This window comes from Micromonospora sp. NPDC049047 (assembly GCF_040649135.1).
In the GTDB taxonomy this organism is placed as follows: Bacteria; Actinomycetota; Actinomycetes; order Mycobacteriales; family Micromonosporaceae; genus Micromonospora.
The window spans coordinates 68,733-86,555 of sequence record NZ_JBEZEY010000005.1 but is presented as its reverse complement, the minus strand read 5'-3'; the positions used below and the strand labels follow the sequence as shown (position 1 = coordinate 86,555).

The following is a 17,823-nucleotide window of genomic DNA, read 5'->3' as shown; positions in this document are numbered from 1 at the left end:
GGTCCGCTCCCGGGCGGCGCGTCGCTGCGAGGTGGACCGGCGATCCTCGACGCGACGGGTGCGCGCCAACCGCTCAGCGCGACTCGGCGGGGGCCGGCAACGTGCCCGCCCAGGCGTGCCAGTAGGCAGCGCCGCCACTGGTCTGGCGCAGGATCGCGTCGGCGCGCGGCAGGCCGTCACCCGGACCGCCGCCCGTGCCGGCCTCCGGCCAGAGGCACACCAGGTAGCGGTCCGGCCGCCGGTCCAGGTAGCTGGTGTCGTCCTCGTCGAGCTCGTCACTGTCGATCCCGCCGAACGGGTCATGGCCCTCGTCCATGCCCAGGGCGCAGTACCGTACCCGATAGACCGGCAGCGGGCCGGTGTCCTGCCCCTGCGGGGTCAGCGGCAGCCGGGCGAGTCTCCCGCCTCCCCACGGAATCAGGTTGGCCACCGGGCTTGCCGGCAGAAACGACACCTCCACCACCTCCTCCCACTCCTGCGCTGCCGCCGGCGGCTCAACGTCATGCACCTCGACGGTGAAGCGGACCCGCCCGGTGTGCGTGCCGGTCATCAGGAACAAACTGCCCGGCTGGACGGCACCGCAGAGGCCGTTCACCTGCCCGGCGAACGCGCCCTCCATATCGGGCACCTCATCACTCGTCAGATAGATCTGCCCGTACGAGACCGGCGCCGGGCCATCGAAGAGAACACGCATCCGCCGATCCTGCCATCGATCAAGGCTCGGGTACGGCCGTGGTCAGCAGGTACCCAGCCTCCAACCGGAAGCGATCGCCGTCGGCCACCCCCCGGTCGTCGACGAACGCGCGCAGGTCCGCGCGCAACGCCGTCCACCGCCCCTCGGCCACCAGCCGGTCCCGTTCGGTGACGACGTGCCCGGCCGTGTCGATGAGCAGGCTGGTCGCCACGTCGGCGGTGGCGAAGCTCAAGCCCAACCGGTGGACGACCGCCGACGTGATCCGCAGGTCGGCGGTGGCCAGGAGCTGCCCGACGGACGTGCGGTCACCCCACCGGCTCGGCGGGGCGCCACCGGCCGGAGGTGGCGGTAGATACCCGCCGAGGACCTGGCCCATGGCCGGCATCAGACTGCCCGGTGTCCAGGCGGCCAGCAGCACCCGGCCCGAGGGGCCACACACCCGGCTCAGCTCTCGGGCAGCGGCTTCGTGGTCGTTCGCGTAGATCACGCCGAACACCGACAGGACCACGTCGGCCGAGTCGTCCGGCAGCGGCAGGCGGGTCGCGTCGCCGACCCGCCAATCGACAGCCAGGCCGTCCTCGGCGGCCCGACGCCGGGCCAGCTCCACGAGCGCGGGCTCGAAATCCACCCCGACGGTACGGGCACCGGTTCGGGCGGCAAGTATCGCCGCGTTGCCCGTGCCGGTGGCCACGTCGACCACCCGGTCATCCGCCCGGATGCCGGCGGACTCCACCACCGCTTCGGCGACCGGCATCAGCCGCCGTGCCATGGCCGGATAGTCGCCGGCCGCCCACGTGGTCACGAACGCACTCATCACGCCTCCCTCATCGCGGAAGGCGCCCTTGGATCCGAGGTGTTCCCGGGTGAGCGTGGCGGACCTGGTCCGTCGCAGCGCCTCTCACTCCGGCATCGTCGACCGTAGATGACCGCAAAGCGCCCCGGCAACCCGCGGCCGAGGAGGCGTGTCCGCATCGTCCAGTGGGCCTGGGTGGCACGCTTCCACCGGAGCCCGGGAGCACACCTGGCGAGCAGCGCTGACGGGCGTGCCTGGGGCGGGCCGGTGCCGGCCGTGCGCCGCTACCTGCGGCGCGAGCGCAGCACCAGGATGACGGCGATGGCGACCGCGACGAGGACGAAGAAGCCGATCAGCACCGGCTGGGCGACAGGCGTCTTCGGGCCGCCGACCACGGCGAGGTTTTCCAGCATGTCGGTCTCCGTCCACTGAGGAGGTACGCGGCTGGGTCAATCCCTTCCCGGATTACCCGGCGAGCAACCCACTCCGGTGCCGCGAGGGTTGACCGAGGCGCCGCCGCTGACGCCGCGGCGAGGTCCCGGCCGTGGATGACGCGCACCCCGACCTCCGGAGCCGTAACAAACCCGAAACTACCGGTTGAAAAAGCTGGAACTTTCTGCCAGCCTGGGAGCCATCGATGAGTGTGAACGTTAACATGATCCTTTCCGCACCAGGTGCGCTCGACAACCACCGCCCAGCCCTTCCGGAACTGCTCCGATAACTCGGCCGACCGGCGGGCGTCGCCGCTGCTCTGTGCGGCCGCCGCACCGGCTGGGTCCGCTGACGCGGCAACGCCGACGATCGAACAACGCCGGAGCACCCACCCACCACCAGGAGGTACCGACCGTGCGAGGACCTGCACACCACCCCCCACCCGCGGAGAACGCCCACGTCGTCCGAGCACCCTCCCGGTTGCGCGGCCGGCTGTTCAAGCTCGCCGCGGTCGGGATCGCCGCCGCGGTCGGCCTGTTCACCCTGACGGTGACCACCGGGTCGGCATCGGCCGCCGACAACCCGTACCAGCGGGGTCCGGACCCCACCCGGACCAGCGTCACCGCCGTGAACGGCCCCTTCGCCAACACGTCGGTGAGCGTCCCGACCGGGTACGGCTTCAACGGCGGCAGGATCTACTACCCGACCGACACCAGCCAGGGCACCTTCGGGGCGATCGCGATCTCGCCGGGTTACACCGCGTTGTTCTCCGCCGAACTGGCCTGGATGGGGCCGTGGCTGGCCTCCCACGGCTTCGTCGTGATCGGCATCGAGACCAACAGCCGCAACGACTTCGACACGGCCCGAGGCACCCAGTTGCTCGCCGCGCTCGACTACCTGACCCAGCAGAGCCCGGTACGCGACCGGGTCGACCCCACCCGGTTGGCGGTCGCCGGTCATTCGATGGGCGGCGGTGGCGCGCTGAGCGCGGCCACCCGGCGACCGTCGTTGAAGGCAGCGGTCGGCATCGCGCCGTACTCGCCGTCGTCGAACCTGGCGAACGACCGGGTGCCCACGATGGTCTTCGCCGGGCAGGCGGACACTGTGGTCACGCCGTCCTACGCCACCAGCCTGTACAACAGCCTCCCCAGCACGACGGAGAGCGTCTACGTGGAGGTGGCCGGCGCGGATCACGGGTTCATGGTCGGACGGTCGAACCCGGTGATGGTCCGGACCATGCTGCCGTTCGTCAAGATGTTCATCGACAACGACGCCCGGTACAGCCAGTTCCTCTGCCCGCTGCTGGACTCCAGCGGCGTGGTCACCTACCGCAGCACCTGCCCGTTGCTGCCCTCGACACCTGTCACCCCGACGGCGACACCCACCAACACGCCGACCCCCACCGCTTCGCCCACCACCCCACCCGGCTCCGCCAGCCAGATCGTCGGCACGCAGTCCGGCCGGTGCGTCGACGTACCCAACGCCTCGCGCACCAACGGCACCCGGGTGACCCTGTACGACTGCAACCGGCAGACGAACCAGACCTGGACCTACACCTCAGGCAAACAACTTCAGGTGTACGGGAACATGTGCCTGGACGCGGCGGGCTCCGGCAACGGCGCGGCGGTCCAGATCTACAGCTGCCACGGCCAGACCAACCAACAGTGGAACGTCAACTCCAACGGCACCATCAGCAGCGTCCAGTCCGGCCGGTGCCTGGACGTCTGGAGCACTGCCAACGGAGCCCCGATCCAGCTGTACGACTGCCACGGGCAGACCAACCAGCAGTTCCGGCTCACGCCCCTCGCCTGACGAGCGGCCGAACCGAGACGGGCGGGCCCGGCGTCACGCTGAGCCCGCCCGCACGACCTCACACCTGCCCGGTCCAATCGCACCCGCCACCCCGCCACCCCGCCACCCCGCCACCCCGCCACAAGATCGTGCTCGATCCACGATCCAGTGGCCTGCACCGAGAACGAGGGCACTCCTTCAACGATCGAGCGCGATCTTCGCGGGTCCGGCACGCCCACCCGGGTCGATCAAGGAGTTGGGGTGGTGGACGTAAGTCGCAAAAGTGGCCGATACGGCCACCACAACTCCAAGATCGGCAGGGCTGGGGCGGTGAGGCGGTTCGCCGTACGCCGTACACGCCCTGCTCGACCGGGATGGGACGCTCGCCGCCGGCGCCCAGGACGGCGATCTGGTGGACCGTGGAACCCCGGCCGGCGCGCGAGTCAGCAGCCGGCCGGACGGCCTGTTGCCGGCCGGCTGGGTGCAGGGGGCGGTGCTCGACGAGGAGTGTTCCGGGCAGGACCACGGCTGCTTCCCGCCCGAGGACCCCTTCGCGATGTCCCGCAACGGGGATGACGACCAACAGCGACACTCGCCGCGGTTGCCGGAAACTGTAAAGAACCCTTGATATTAAACGTCACGGACGTCAATATGGGGAGGCCACGAGGTCGCCGAAGCCTGGAGAGTGCGCTATGCGGAGCCGTCGAATTGTCGCAGTGCTGGCCGGGGCGGCGATGACCGTCACGGCCGCCGTCGCCTTCGTCCCCAGCAGCATGGCAGCGGTGTCCGCGGGCAACGCCGTTGCGATGGTCGCCTGCACCGCACCGGCCTGGGCCGAGGGCACCACCTACCAGACGGGCGCCCAGGTCACCTACGGCGGCCGGCTCTACCAGGCACTTGTCGCCCACACCGCGTACCCCGGGGCCGGCTGGAACCCCGCCGCTACCCCGTCGCTCTGGCGCGACCTTGGCGCGTGTTCGGGAAGCACTCCGCCGCCCACCACGCCAGCACCGACGACCGCGCCACCCACCACGCCGCCACCCACCACGCCGCCGACCAGTTCGCCGCCGCCGACCGGTGGGACCTGCGCGGTGAAGTCGCGGCCCGCCGGCAAGGTGTTGCAGGGCTACTGGGAGAACTGGGACGGCGCCACCAACGGCGTCCACCCCGGACTCGGCTGGATCCCGATCACCGACAGCCGGCTCAACCAGCACGGCTACAACGTGATCAACGCGGCGTTCCCGGTGATCCGCGCGGACGGCACTGTCCTGTGGGAAAACGGCATGGACGCCGGCGTGAAGGTGGCCACCCCGGCCGAGATGTGCCAGGCCAAGGCCGCCGGCGCCACGATCCTGATGTCGATCGGCGGCGCCGCCGCGGGCATCGACCTCAGCTCCACCGCCGTCGCCGACCGGTTCGTCGCGACGATCGTGCCGATCCTGACGGCCTACCACTTCGACGGCATCGACATCGACATCGAGACCGGCCTGACCGGCAGCGGCAACATCAACACCCTGTCGACGTCGCAGGCCAACCTGATCCGGATCATCGACGGAGTGCTGGCCCGGATGCCGGCGAACTTCGGCCTGACGATGGCACCGGAAACGGCGTACGTCACCGGCGGCAGCGTGGTCTACGGCTCGATCTGGGGCTCCTACCTGCCGATCATCAAGAAGTACGTCGACAACGGCCGGCTCTGGTGGCTGAACATGCAGTACTACAACGGCAGCATGTACGGCTGCGCCGGCGACTCGTACCCCGCCGGCACCGTGCAGGGCTTCACTGTGCAGACGCAGTGCCTCAACAACGGCCTCACCATCCAGGGCACCACCATCCGCGTGCCGTACGACAAGCAGGTCCCCGGCCTGCCGGCGCAGAACGGTGCCGGCGGCGGCTACCTGTCGACGTCCCTCGTCACCCAGGCCTGGAACTCGGTGCCCGGTCTGAAGGGCCTGATGACCTGGTCGGCGAACTGGGACGGGTCGAAGGGCTGGACCTTCGGCGACAACGTGAAACGCCTCCAGGGCCGCTGAGCCACCCGGCTCTTCTCCGCACCGGCCCGGGTCGGACCCGGGCCGGTGCTCCGGCTACGGCCGGCCCGGTCATCGGGTGGCCAGCTCGGAACGGACGAGTTCCAGCAACCGTCCCAGCCAGTTGGCGCCGCTGGAACTCCAGTACCTCGAAGCCCAGTCGTTGTAGAGCAGCCGGGCGTCACCAGTGCCGAGCAGTGTCGCCGCCACCGTCGGATGGCGCTCGACCTTGTCCCGCAGCAACGCGGCCATCACGCCCAGCCGGGCCGCCGGCCAGCCCGCCCGCCGGGGCGCCTCCTCGCCGAGTGTCCGGGCGTCGAGGCCACGGCCGGCGGCGGCGATCCGGTCGTGCCAGTCACCGTCGTCGGTGGACAGCGCCCAGTAGGCGTGCATGACGCTCGCGTAGTCCCGGCCGCCGAAGGTGACAGCTGCCGGATAGTCGATCTGCAGGACCTCCAAGCCCGCCGGATCCGGCCAGCCGCTCGGGTACACGCGGCCGCCGACGACAAGCGGGGCTGTCGTCTCCGGTCCGTCCGCCACCCGCCGCGCCCCGCTTCTGGCGACACCGACCTCGCTCCGGCGGAAATAGTCGAGCGCCCGCTCCCGGACCTCCGGGGTCACAGTGAGCGTGCGGTCCGAGCGTCGGGCCGGGATCGTCTCGCCCACCTCGGCGAGCAGGATCCGTACCGGAAGGTCGTTCTGGTCCATGTCGCCGAGCATGAAGATTCGGCGGTGCTCGGGTACCGCCTGATACAGCTCGCGGACGATCTCCAGGTTGGCGCTTGTCGGATCCGTGGCATACGTCAGAAGCGCGTTCCAGCACCGTCGTGCCGAGTCCGGTCGATCGTTGAGATCGTCCACCTCGTCGGCCAGCTCGCCGATCACCATCTCCGGAGTCAGCCAGGACTCCAGCGCCGGCACGGTCCCGCGTGCCGTGCCGGTGATGATCAGCGTTGCGCCCTCGGGCGGGGTCAGGGTCAGGGTGCCGTCGTCGAACGCGGCGCGCAGACCGTCGAGATCAGTCGATCCGAATCGCCAGAGGACGACGCCGTCGGCGAAGACGCCGAGCGTGCTGAGCGCGTAGTGATCTCCTCTGTTGACGAAGACGAGACGTTGCCGCCCCTTGATGACGTCGTCGCCAACCAAGCGCGACGTTGCGGTGCTGTCCGGCATGCCGGCGAGCCTAACGACACGAGCGCTGGCAGGAAGCTGTGCTAGGGATGCGAACCAAACCTCGATCCCACTGCGATAGGTAGGCATGACCGCCCAGGACGACGCCGACCTCCTGGCCCTGATCGCAGGCGGCGACCGGAACGCGTTCGAGGCGCTCTACCGCCGGCACGCGCCGTGGCTACGCCTGCGGCTGTGCTACCGCTGCGCCGACGATGCCCTCATCGACGACGTCGTGCAGGAGACATTCCTCGGGGTGTGGACCGGCGCCGCGGCCTCGTTCCGGCCTCGCGACACCGACGCTGCCGCCTGGCTGTGGAGGATCGCGTCGCGCCGGCTCATCGACGCGCTGCGCCGCCGCACCTCCCGCGATCGGCTCAGCCGGCTGCTGGCCCGCCTGCGCGGCAGCGACGAATCGTCCGCCGAGGAGGCGGTGCTTGTCGGTCTCGAGCACGGCGACCTCGGGGGCGCCCTCGCCCGCCTCTCCCCGGAGTTGCGCGCGGTCATCCGCGCCACAGTCCTCGACGGCCTCTCCACCGCCGAGGCCGCCGTCCTGCTCGGCATCCCCGCCGGCACCGTCAAGACGCGGGCGATGCGGGCCCGCCGGCAGCTGCGAGAGGAGTTGACATGACCTGGCACCTGCTCGACGAGGATCTACGCGCCTACGCCACCCGTACCCTCACCGCCCCTGGTCTGTGGTCCACCGAGGCGCACCTGGCCGCGTGCGGTGAGTGCCGCGAACGCCTCGCCGCCGCCGCGACCGAGGACCTGGGGTGGGCGATCGACGGAGGCTGGGCCCGCCTCGACGTCGCCCTGGACGCGCCGCGGCCGGGGCCCGTCGAGCGCTTGATGATCACGGTCGGCGTTCCCGACCACACCGCGCGGCTGCTCGCGGCGACGCCGGCGCTGCGGCTGTCGTGGCTCGTGGCGATAGCGGTCACGGCCGCGTTGACGGCAACGGTCGCCGTGCTCACCGACCCGGTAGTGTTCCTCGCCGTCGCCCCGCTGTTGCCGCTGGTGGCGGTCGGGATGTCGTTCGCGCCCGGCATCGATCCCACCTACGAGATCGCGCTTGTCGCTCCGATCCGCTCGTTCCGGTTACTGCTGTTGCGGTGCCTCGCGGTCCTCTCCGCGACCACCGCGCTGTCCGCCGTGGCCAGCCTCTTCATCTACGAGTACGGGCTGCGCGCGACCGGTTGGTTCCTGCCGTCGCTCGCCCTGACCGTGCTGTCGCTGCTGCTCTCGGCTCGGCTCGGCGCGGGGCTGGCAGTGGTCGTCGTCGCCGGCGGCTGGGCGGCGGTGGTCGCCTCCACCTTCGGCGACCGGCTCCTCTTCACGCTCGCCGGGCAGGTAGGCGTCGCTGTCGTCGGCGGGATCGCCGCCGTGGGACTGGCCCGTCAGCGCGGCACCTACGACCGCTACCACGTCCCCAACCCGATGAGGAGAGTTTCATGACCGCCGTTCAGGCAGACGGTCTGGCGCTGCGGTACGGGCGCACCACAGCGCTTGAGGACGTGTCGTTCACGCTGCGCACCGGGGTGACCGGGTTGCTCGGCCCGAACGGCGCGGGCAAGACGACCCTGCTGCGGATCGTCGCGACCGCCCTGCCGGCCGGTGGCGGAACGCTGCGGGTCTTCGGCCACGATCCGAGCACGTCACCCGGGCGGCTCGCGGTCCGACGCCGGCTGGGCTACCTGCCGCAGGACCCCGGCTTCCACCCGTCGTTCACCGCCTTCGAGTTCGTCGACTACGTCGCGATCCTCAAGGAGCTCACCCACCGGACGGCGCGGCACGCCGAGGTCGCCCGGGTGCTCTCCGCCGTCGGCCTCGCCGATCGCCGGCGATCCCGGATCCGGACCCTGTCCGGCGGTATGAGGCAACGGCTCGCGCTGGCGGCCGCCCTGGTCGGCGACCCGGACCTCGTCATCCTCGACGAACCGACTGTCGGTCTCGACCCGGAGCAGCGGCTGCGGTTCCGGGAGCTGGTCGCGGACCTGGGCGAGCGCAGGACGGTGCTGCTGTCCACCCACCAGACCGAGGACGTCATGTCGCTCTGCCAGGAGGTCGTCGTCCTCGACCGGGGCCGGGTGCGGTTCGCGGGCACCCCGGCGGAGCTGGCCGGGCTCGCCGCCGGCCGGGTGTGGACGAGCGCGGCGCGGCAGCCGGGGGCGCTGGCGTCGTGGCGGACGGGCACGGGGCTGCACCGCCACGTCGGCGACCCGCCACCCGGGGCCGCGCTGACCGCACCGTCCATCGAGGACGGCTACCTGACGCTGGTCGGCGTCGTCCCCGGTGCGGAGGCGTCGATGACCGTGGGCGGCGCGCGGTGACCGCCGCCCTGACGGTGGCCACGCCGGCCCGTCCGACGCCGTCGTCCACACACCGGCGTCGGCAGGCGCTCCTCGCCCTCGCCCGGTTCGAGGCGCTCCGGATGCTGCGACACCCGTTCACCATCGCGGCAGCGCTCCTGTTCCTCGGCCCGTGGCTGTGGGGCTGGCTGTCGGGCACGGCCAACCGATATCCGGTGCTCCCCGAAGAGCTGATCGTCATCCAGCTGCTCGCGTTGCCGATCCTCGGCGGGTCGGCGCTGATCGTGGCGAACCTGGTCACGCTGCGGGCGCACCGGCACAGGGTCGACGTGTCCTTCGACGTGCTGGTGCTGTCGCCCGCTTGGCGGGTCGGCGGGTTCCTGCTGGCACTGCTACCGCTGGCCGGCCTCAGCCTCCTGGTCGTCGCCGTCCGGGTCGGGGTCGCCGCGGCGCTTCCGGGCGCGGCCGGGGGCGTCGACGTCGCCGCGTTGGTGACCCCGTCGGCGCTGGTGCTGCTCCTCGGTTCGGTCGGGGTGCTCGCCGGTGTCCTGATCCGCTCCGTGCTGGTCGCCCCACTGCTCGTCCTGCTCGTCCTCGTGCTGGAGTTCGTGGCGATCTCCGCGACCCTGAGCGGGACCGGCTGGCGGTTCCTGCTCCCGGTCTACGTCAGCGAGTTCGCGGCCCCGGTGCCCGCCGGCGTCTCCGACCGACCCGCGGCCCGGCACCTCGCCTATCTGGTCGGGATCACCGTGCTGCTCGTCGCGGCCGTTCTGGCCCGGACCAGGGCACGGAGGTCGATGGTCGCGGCCGGCCTCGCCGTCGGGCTGATCCTCACCGTCGGCGGCGGGCTGTCCCAGTCGCGACCCGACCCGGGCATCGCGGCGGCCCGCGCGACTGTGGAGAACCGGCCGGCGAACATCCAGTCGTGCGTCCTCCGCGACGACGTCACCTACTGCTACTTCGACGGGTTCGACGGGTTCGTCCCGGGCTGGGAGTCGGTGGTGACCTCCGTACGCGAGGTCATGCCGGACGGCGTCGCCGCGCACGGTCCGCCGCTCGCGGTACGACAGCGGACCGTCCTCGACGAGATCTCCCCGACGGGCCAGATCGGCTCAGTCGCCGAGGACATGCGCGTGGTGGCCGGGTGGAAAGCCGCGGATGCCGCGGCGGGCACCCCGGAGGCGGTACGGGTGGGCACGGTGTGGGGCGACAACCGCGCGACAGCCATCCTCGCCGCCGGAGTCGCCTACCGGCTGATAGCCGCGCGGGCGTACGACGGAGGATTCTCGCTGTGCGGAGCCCGGTCGGCGCTGCTGGTGTGGCTGGTCGGGCGGGCGTCGCCGGCCGCCCGGGCCGGGATGCGCTCGCTGGACGAGGCGAGCACCGGAGCGCTCGTCTTCAGCGACCCGTCCGCACCGTTCGGCATCTCGGCACCCGACCGGGCGGCGGCACCAGCGTTGGAGCTGCTGCGACGGTCGCCCACCGAGGTGGCGCCGCTCGTCGAGCGACACTGGGCCGAACTGACCGCGCCGGGCACACCGCTGGAGCGCTTCGGTGCCATCTTCGGGGTTGCCATCCAGCCGCCGTCCCCGGATCAGGGCGAGCCGTTGTGCGCCCACTGAGCGGGGTGCCCACCGGGGACGCCGTCGACGCGTCGGGCCAGGCCGGCAACGCGCCAGCGCCGAGGCGGCACGGACGCCTGCGGACGGCGGCGGTGCTGGTCTGGCCGACGCTGCGGGCGACGCGGATCGTACCGCTGCTGGCGGCCGGGATCGTCGGTGTGGCGGTCGTGATCCCACCGGCCGTGACCGGGTCGGTCCTGCCCCTCGACCACCACCTCACGTTGCTGCGGTTGGTGATGGCCTGCATCGGCCTCGGCGTCACGTTCGCGCTCGACGACCCCGTGAAGCCGATCGCGGAGACCCTGCCGGTTCCGGCCTGGCTCGGCGCGCTGGCACGAGCGGTCCCCGCTGCCGTCGTCGGCGGCGCGTGCTGGGCGGCAGCGCTGCTCGTGACACGGGCCGGGCCGGAGACCGCGTCGCTGCCGTACCCGGACCTGACCCGTGAGGCCGTCACCGTCGCGGCGGTCGCGTTCCTCGCGTCGGCAGTCGGCTGGCGACGTTCGCCGCACGGAGTTGCCAGTCCACTCGCCGCCCCGATGCTGCTGCTCGCGATGACTGTGGTGGCGCTGCTGCCGGCCTCGGCGGCGCTGCTCGTGGGTGTGGACGACGGCTGGGACGCCGCCCACGACCGCTGGACGTACCTCCTGGCGGGAACGTTGCTGGCGACCGCCGGGGTGCTCACCGTCCGCCGCCTTCCGGGACGCTGACAGCCGTCCGGGATCGCCGCGACTCCCCCGACCTGCGGAGCCTCCCCGGCGAAGGATCGCCGGGGAGGCTCCGATGATCGGCTATCTCACCGGCGCGGGTCCTGCTGGACGCTGAGGGCGTTGAGGATCGGGTCGCCCTCGCCCTTGTCGCGGCGAAGCTCGATCGTCAGATCACCACCGGCGTGCTCGACGGTCACCATGTTGATGTCCGCGGTCTGCGCACCCACCTTCGCCTGCACGTCGTGGTCGTAGAGCACGACCTTGCCGTCGGCGAGCACATCGAACGCACGCTTGCCGGCCTTCACCTTCTCGATCTCCGCGAAGTCGAGGCCGACCCGGTACGTCCCGACGGGGGTGTTCTTGAACACGTAGCTGAACGTCTCGCCGGTCCGCTGGGTGCGGAACAGCGCGTCGTCCTCGGTACCGGCGATGTCGGCCCTGGTGGTCCGCGCCTTGCCACCGACGTGGCCCCACGGCCGCGAACCGAGCTCCTGGTCGGGCGACCAGACGAAGCCGTCGGCACCGACGTGCCCGGATCCGCCGACGTCGACGCCCTGCCAGTAGGCCGAGGTCGCCAGGCGGACCGGCGTGAACTGCGCCTCCCCCTTGCCGGCGTTCGACGCCACCAACACGTCGCCGACGAGCACGCCGGGCTCGACGCCGGTGTTGTCGACAGTCGCCGTGACAGTTGTGGACGCGCCGACCGCGAGCGTGACCGAGCCGGTTGCGGCCGCGCCGGTGAGGGTCAGCCACGGAAGGTCGGCGGACTCGTGCCCGCCGTCGCTCGTGCGCTTCTGCTCGCTGACCCGCACCTCGAGCGGGGCGGAACCGGTGTTTGTCACCGTCACGTCGGCAGTGACCTGCTGGCCCTTGTCGAGGAGCCAGTCGAAGTCGCCTCCGGTGACGGTGGCGATGCCCGAGGTCAACGCCGTGTCGACCACCTCGGCCTGATCCTTCTTGGCGATGGTCACCGGGTGGCTGACGGTGACGTAGTTCGGCGACGACACCTCCACGGTGTTTTCGCCGACCAGCGCCTGCGCCTTCCACCGGCCCTTCGCGTCGGTGGTGATGACCCGCTCACCCGCCGGCCCCCTGAGCGTGACGATCGCGCCCTCCATCGGCTTGCCGTCGTTCTTGTCGGTCACCGTTCCCTCGATCGTGCCGGCGGCCGGGAGGGTGTACTCCAGCCCCAGGCCGGCCTTCAGGACGGGCTGGTTGAAGGAGTGCTGCCCCGCGGGGTTGCGGGTCAGGCTCTCCACACCGACCGTCGCCGACGATCCCCGGGTCAGCGGGTTGTCGCCACCGACGCCGTCGCCGTACCCGATCTGGATCCGCCCGTCGGCGATCAGGGTGACCGAGAAGCTCACGCGCGCGGCCCGGTCGTTGTAGAACGCGACGTTGCGCCACTCGATGACCTCCGCCGCCAAGCCGTCCACCTCGGTCCTGCCGAAGTAGATCCCGGCCTCGTCGTCGACGACGAGGTCGTCCCAGAGCGGGTAGATCGCGTCGATCGGGTACGGCCCCGGCAGCGCCGTGTTGCCTCCCGACGTGCTGGCCCGGTCGAAGGTCAGCGTGCCGTTCGTCGTCACGCACACGCCGTCCCAGGCCGTGTCGTAGAACGGGAACAGGAAGCTGCTGTCGAACCACAGCACGCCGCAGAGGTCGTCGCCGCGCCACCCGGACTCCTCGGTGCCCTGACGGTAGAGCCCGTCGGTCACCTTCATCGTGTACGAGCGACCGGCGGGAGCCACCGGCACCGGGCCCGGCTCCGGCTGCTCGGGTTGGGGCTCCGGCTCCGCCTGCTCCGCGCGCGGGTCGAGCGTCACCCGCAGCGCGGCGATGGTTGGCGGCTTCAGCCCCTTCGAACCCCGCAGTTCCACGGTCAGCGGACCGCCCTCGTGCTTCACCACAGCGTTGCGCCAGTCGGCGGCGTTCGGCCCCACGGCCGCCGCCGGGTCGTACGCGTACTCCGCAAGCGTTCCGTCCACGACGACGTCGAACACCCGCTTGCCCTTGGCCACCTTGTCGATCTCGGCGAACCCGAGGTCGATCGCGTAGGTGCCCTTTGGCGCGTCGGGGAAGCGGTAGAACAACTGCTTCTCCGTCGTGGTGCGCTGCGACTGGAACAGGGAGTCGTCGGTCGTACCGTCGATCCCGGCCTTCGTGGACGCGACCTTCGTCTTCCCCTCGTAGCCCCACGCCGTCTTGCCGGCGGCCTGGTCCGCCGACCAGGTGAAGCCGGAGCCGTCGGTGAACTTCGCGCCGCCGGCGTTGACGCCGACCTGGTACTTCGTGGTCGTGAGCGTCACCGGGACGTAGGTCTTGGACTGGCGTCCGGAGTCGGACCGCACCACGATGTTCGCGCCGATGACGCCGGGCTTGGCGTCCTTCGACGAGATCGCGACGTTGACGGTGGTCGACTCGCCCGGGGCGAGGGTGCCGCCGGTCGAGGAGAGCGTCAGCCACGGCAGGTCGGTGACCAGGTCGTCCTCGACGTCGACGAGCACGACGTCATCGGCGATCTGGTCCGCCGCCCACAGCGCCCCGGTCGCGTCGGTTTCGAGACCGCCGCCCTGGCCCACCTTCTGGCCCGGGAACCACCACGCGTTCACCAACGAGCAGTCGTCGGGGTCGACCTGCAGCAGGCGGGTGGGCCGGTTCGAGGTGAGGTCGGTGTACCAGATGGTGTCGGACGCCTGGTTGTAGGCAAGGCCCATCACCTCGGGCAACGGCGGGGCGCAGAAGGACAGCAACGCACCCGGCTTGTCGTGCGACGTCCCGGCGACGGTGCCGATCATGCCGTTCGCCCGGCCGCCGACGTAGAACACGTCCGCCTTCGGGTTGTAGGCGAGACCGGTCAGCTGCAGCGTGGACCAGTCACCCTTGATCTGCCGGGTCTCCTTCCCGGTACTGCGGTCGAAGCAGTGGATGTAGCTGGCCGGGCTGTCCTCCATCTGGCACATGTCACCGGTCTTGGTGTCCAGCGCCATGTCGAACGCCCGGTACGAGGGGTTCCACGACGCGTCGAAGACCTTTCCGGTCGGCTTGCCCGTCACCGTGTAGGCGGTGTTGGTCCGCTTGTTGTAGTCGTGGACCCAGACGTCGCCGTCGTACCCGATGCCGGAGGGCTCCTTCTCCGCGATCGTGCCGGGGATGGCGATGCGGGTGAGCACGTCACCGCCGGCGGTCGGGCCGACAGTGGCGGCGGCCTGTGCTGCCGCGGCGCTCGCCGTCGCCGCCTTGCCGTCGACGTTCGACGGCTTCATGCCGCTCGCACCGGCCTTCCACGCGGTGAGGTCGATCGTGCTGGCCGCACCCTTGCCGATGCGCCCGGTGGCACCGGCGGCGTCCAGCTCGGGGTGGCGCGCGGCCTCACCCAGGGTGTACGTCAGGGGGGCGGAGCCGTTGTTGGTGAGCGTCAGCGAGCCCGCACCGTTCTGGTCGGTGCCCAGCAGCGCGTCGAGTCCGTCGGCCTTCAGACCGGCGACACCCGTGGTCAGACGCGCATCGATCGTGGCGCTCGCGTAGAGCTTGTCGAGGGCGAAGGGGTACGCCGCGGTGGTGTAGTTCGGCGCGTCGACAGTCATCCTGTAGTCGCCGACCGGAAGCTGGCGGTGCACGACGCCCGTCGCGTTTGTCGTGACAGTCTCGACGAGCCCCACCTTGTTCGTGAACGAGACCTTGGCCCCGGCCACCGGCAGCCCGTCGTTCTGGTCGACGACAGTCGCGTCGAGGTACCCGAAGTCAGGCATGTCGTAGCTGACGATCATCCCGTCGCGCAGCACCGGGGCACTCTCGGAGAACCGGATGCCGTCGACGCCGGCCCAGCCCTGGATGCCGGTGACGGCGTGGGCGCCGGCGGTCACCGGGTCGTCGGACCCGATGCCGTCGCCGTACCCGAAGATCACCGTGCCGGAGCGGGTGAGCGTGGCCGAGAAGCTGACCGGCTCGGTGTACTCCGACCGGTCCGGATAGGCCCAGAGCTTGGCGTGGCGGTACTCGACGACGAACGCGTCCTCGCCGTTGACCTTTGTCGCCGCTGTGAAGACTCCACCGCCGGGGGCGAACTCGACTGGCGTCTGGACGTAGAACGGGAAGATGCCCGCACCGCCGCTGCCGGGTCCGGTGCTGGTGTCCGGCGAGATCACACCGCGTAGGCCGATGCCCAGGGTGTCGTGGCTGCCGTTGTAGAGCGCGATCGGGAACGGCAGCTTCACCGTCGCCCACACGCCGCTGGTGAACGCTACCGGGTCGGTGCCGCGCAGGTACTCGCCGTCGGAGACGGCGCAGCTGTAGCCGCCCTTGTCGACGACGAGCCCGACGGGGATCTCCGGCGACTCGTTCTGCGCGCCGACGGTAAGCGGCACGGTCTTCGGCGAGAAGCAGGCGTTGGGCTTGACGTTCAGCTTGTACCCGCCCTCCGGCACAGCGGTGATCGTGAACGCGCCGTTGGCGTCCGTGCGTACCGGCTTCAACGGGGTGCTCATGACGCTGACGTCAGCGTTCCCGACCGGCTGCTTCTTGTCGTCGATGACCCTGCCGCTGATGTCGTGCCTGGCGGCGGCCGTGAGCGGCAGCTTGACCGAGGTGTCCTGGCCCAGGGTGACTGTGACGTTGGCGGTCGCGGTCAGGTAGCCGAAGACCTTGGTGCTGAGCTGGTAGTCGCCGACCGGAAGGTTCGTGGTGAACCGGCCGTCCTTGTCGGTGCCGATCGACCGGCTGAACGGTCCGCTGATCGTCACCTCGGCAGCGGGGACCGGCGCGCCGTCGGCGGTGACCACACCGGTCAGGGTGCCGCCCGTGCGGGGCGCGAGCTCGAGCAGGCGAACGAGGTCGAGCCGCCCTTCGCCGTACTTGTTGTTGACCTCGGCGGTGCCCCCGCACTCGGTGTCGTCGACGTCGACGGCCGACTCGGCGAGCAGCCGGCGGGTCTCCTCGACCCGACCGATCAAGGTCGGGTCGTAGCTCCACAGCGCCGCGACGGCACCGGCGACGTGGGGTGACGCCATCGACGTGCCGGACATCTCGGTGTAGCTGTTACCCGGGTAGGACGAACGGACGCCGTCGCCCGGAGCGGAGATCTCGGGCTTGATCCGGCCACCCTCACCCTCGCCCTTGCGGGAGAACGGCGCGAGCGTGCCGTCCGACGCGTACGCGCCGACGGAGTAGGCACCCTCGGCGGAGCCGGGCGAGGAGACGGTGTCGCAGTCCGCGTACGGCGTGGTGTTGCCCGACGACCAGACGCTGAAGATGCCCGCGGCGGTCCAGGCCTCGTCGACGGCCTGGAAGAAGTCGTTGAAGCTGTGCTCCTCCGTCTGGCCCCAGGAGTTGTTGATGATGTGGGGGCGCTTGGACGGGTCAGGGTTGTTTCCCTGGACGTCGGTCGGGGCGAGCAGCCACCAGCCGGACCGCAGCAGCGACTCGACGCCGCTGTTGTCGCAGCAGCCGTTCGTCGCGATCCACTGCGCGTCCGGGGCGACACCTACGTGGTCGGTGCCGTCCGCGCCGACCATGGTGCCCATGGTGTGCGTGCCGTGGCCGTTGTCGTCGCACGGTGCGCCAGCGCACGCGCCCCGGGTGGCCATCCAGTTGTAGTTGTGGTCGACGGTGCCGTCGGGTTTCGTGCCGCGGTACTGGTGGATCAGTGCGGGGTGGTCGAACTGGACGCCCGAGTCGAGGTTGGACACGGTGATGCCCGCACCGGTGGCGCCCATGGCCCACGCCTGCGGGGCGTGGATGGCGTCCAGCCCCCACGTGGTGGTGTCCGCCTGGACGCCGGCCTTCGGGGCGGCGGGGCGGGCCGCCTGGTCGGCGGGGACCTTCTCCTCGACGGGCTCGACCAGCGCGACCTGCGGCGTCGCGTGGATCTCGGCGACCTGCACCTTCGCGGCCACCCGCAGGGCGAGCTTCTCGTTGCCCCCCTTGACGAGCACGGCGTTGGCGATCGGGTAGGAGGTGTATGTGACCCCGGCCCGGTCAAGGTCGGTGGAGACGGACGCCAGGGAGTCCTTCGCCGCCGCGGCCAGCGCGTCGTAGACGAACTGACCGCGCGCGGCCCAGTCGGTGATCTTCTTCGTCGGTTCGAGGTCGGCCTTGGCGTCGAACGTGATCCAGAAGTCGGACTCCGGCGACGTGCGGAAGCGGTCCTTCAGGTTCGAGGCGATCTTGTTGGCGGCGGCGCTCGGATCCGGTTCGGCGGCGGCGGCCGGTGGCGCCTGGATCAGGCTCAGGCCTACCACTGTGGCCAGCGAAGCCGCGAGGGCTTTGAGTCTCAT

General features: G+C 71.0%; 13 protein-coding genes. 8 read left to right on the top strand and 5 right to left on the bottom strand.

Translation table 11 applies throughout. The features are described from left to right. Positions 1-73: 73 nt before the first annotated feature. The 3 genes from AB0B86_RS10305 to AB0B86_RS10295 all read right to left on the bottom strand — a co-directional run bounded on the left by AB0B86_RS10305 (position 74) and on the right by AB0B86_RS10295 (position 1,900). The gene (locus tag AB0B86_RS10305; protein WP_357402212.1) at positions 74-694 is read right to left on the bottom strand and encodes a hypothetical protein; all 621 of its coding nucleotides are present in this window, start codon (positions 692-694) and stop codon (positions 74-76) included. A gap of 19 nt (positions 695-713) precedes the next feature. Next, positions 714-1,508, bottom strand: coding sequence for a methyltransferase domain-containing protein (locus AB0B86_RS10300; protein ID WP_357402214.1), 795 nt, complete (start codon positions 1,506-1,508; stop codon positions 714-716). 263 nt (positions 1,509-1,771) lie between these two features. Next, on the bottom strand, positions 1,772-1,900 hold the full coding sequence (locus tag AB0B86_RS10295) for a hypothetical protein (protein WP_357402216.1): 129 nt from the start codon (positions 1,898-1,900) through the stop codon (positions 1,772-1,774). A gap of 433 nt (positions 1,901-2,333) precedes the next feature. Between AB0B86_RS10295 and AB0B86_RS10290 the strand changes: the two genes are divergently transcribed. The 3 genes from AB0B86_RS10290 (at position 2,334) to AB0B86_RS10280 (ending at position 5,743) form a co-directional block, all read left to right on the top strand. Then, positions 2,334-3,731 carry a ricin-type beta-trefoil lectin domain protein gene (locus AB0B86_RS10290; protein ID WP_357402218.1) on the top strand — a complete coding sequence of 466 codons (1,398 nt, stop codon included), beginning with the start codon at positions 2,334-2,336 and terminating at the stop codon, positions 3,729-3,731. 391 nt (positions 3,732-4,122) lie between these two features. Beyond that, a complete protein-coding gene (locus AB0B86_RS10285) occupies positions 4,123-4,338 on the top strand; it encodes a hypothetical protein (RefSeq protein ID WP_357417349.1) in 216 nt (71 codons plus the stop codon). Positions 4,339-4,402: 64 nt separating this feature from the next. Further along, on the top strand, positions 4,403-5,743 hold the full coding sequence (locus AB0B86_RS10280; RefSeq protein ID WP_357402220.1) for a glycosyl hydrolase family 18 protein: 1,341 nt from the start codon (positions 4,403-4,405) through the stop codon (positions 5,741-5,743). A gap of 69 nt (positions 5,744-5,812) precedes the next feature. Here AB0B86_RS10280 and AB0B86_RS10275 read toward each other — a convergent pair whose 3' ends face one another. After that, positions 5,813-6,913 (bottom strand): NADAR family protein, encoded by a 1,101-nt coding sequence (locus tag AB0B86_RS10275; protein ID WP_357402222.1) that lies wholly within the window; start codon positions 6,911-6,913, stop codon positions 5,813-5,815. Between the two features lie 85 nt (positions 6,914-6,998). Between AB0B86_RS10275 and AB0B86_RS10270 the strand changes: the two genes are divergently transcribed. The 5 genes from AB0B86_RS10270 to AB0B86_RS10250 are packed head-to-tail and all read left to right on the top strand — an operon-like array spanning position 6,999 to position 11,548. Continuing rightward, positions 6,999-7,541: an RNA polymerase sigma factor gene (locus tag AB0B86_RS10270; protein ID WP_357402224.1), complete on the top strand. Its 543-nt coding sequence runs from the start codon at positions 6,999-7,001 to the stop codon at positions 7,539-7,541. Continuing rightward, positions 7,538-8,365 (top strand): hypothetical protein, encoded by an 828-nt coding sequence (locus tag AB0B86_RS10265; RefSeq protein WP_357402226.1) that lies wholly within the window; start codon positions 7,538-7,540, stop codon positions 8,363-8,365. Before AB0B86_RS10270 ends, AB0B86_RS10265 begins: the two co-directional genes overlap by 4 nt. Then, positions 8,362-9,240, top strand: a complete 879-nt coding sequence (locus tag AB0B86_RS10260; protein WP_357402228.1) for an ABC transporter ATP-binding protein — start codon at positions 8,362-8,364, stop codon at positions 9,238-9,240. Before AB0B86_RS10265 ends, AB0B86_RS10260 begins: the two co-directional genes overlap by 4 nt. Further along, positions 9,237-10,841, top strand: a complete 1,605-nt coding sequence (locus tag AB0B86_RS10255) for a hypothetical protein (protein WP_357417346.1) — start codon at positions 9,237-9,239, stop codon at positions 10,839-10,841. The genes AB0B86_RS10260 and AB0B86_RS10255 overlap by 4 nt, the downstream gene beginning before the upstream one ends. Beyond that, complete coding sequence (locus tag AB0B86_RS10250) at positions 10,829-11,548, top strand: hypothetical protein (RefSeq protein WP_357417344.1); 720 nt, start codon at positions 10,829-10,831, stop codon at positions 11,546-11,548. Before AB0B86_RS10255 ends, AB0B86_RS10250 begins: the two co-directional genes overlap by 13 nt. Positions 11,549-11,634: 86 nt before the next feature. On the opposite strand, the gene AB0B86_RS10245 is transcribed toward AB0B86_RS10250, so the two are convergent. Next, complete coding sequence (locus AB0B86_RS10245; RefSeq protein ID WP_357417341.1) at positions 11,635-17,823, bottom strand: S8 family serine peptidase; 6,189 nt, start codon at positions 17,821-17,823, stop codon at positions 11,635-11,637.

Excerpts from the sequence above, each read along its gene's own strand:
- AB0B86_RS10280 (WP_357402220.1), top strand. The coding sequence starts at position 4,403 with ATGCGGAGCCGTCGAATTGTCGCAGTGCTGGCCGGGGCGGCGATGACC.
- AB0B86_RS10265 (WP_357402226.1), top strand. The coding sequence starts at position 7,538 with ATGACCTGGCACCTGCTCGACGAGGATCTACGCGCCTACGCCACCCGT.
- AB0B86_RS10270 (WP_357402224.1), top strand. The coding sequence starts at position 6,999 with ATGACCGCCCAGGACGACGCCGACCTCCTGGCCCTGATCGCAGGCGGC.
- AB0B86_RS10305 (WP_357402212.1), bottom strand. The coding sequence starts at position 694 with ATGCGTGTTCTCTTCGATGGCCCGGCGCCGGTCTCGTACGGGCAGATC.
- AB0B86_RS10275 (WP_357402222.1), bottom strand. The coding sequence starts at position 6,913 with ATGCCGGACAGCACCGCAACGTCGCGCTTGGTTGGCGACGACGTCATC.
- AB0B86_RS10295 (WP_357402216.1), bottom strand. The coding sequence starts at position 1,900 with ATGCTGGAAAACCTCGCCGTGGTCGGCGGCCCGAAGACGCCTGTCGCC.
- AB0B86_RS10245 (WP_357417341.1), bottom strand. The coding sequence starts at position 17,823 with ATGAGACTCAAAGCCCTCGCGGCTTCGCTGGCCACAGTGGTAGGCCTG.
- AB0B86_RS10300 (WP_357402214.1), bottom strand. The coding sequence starts at position 1,508 with ATGAGTGCGTTCGTGACCACGTGGGCGGCCGGCGACTATCCGGCCATG.
- AB0B86_RS10260 (WP_357402228.1), top strand. The coding sequence starts at position 8,362 with ATGACCGCCGTTCAGGCAGACGGTCTGGCGCTGCGGTACGGGCGCACC.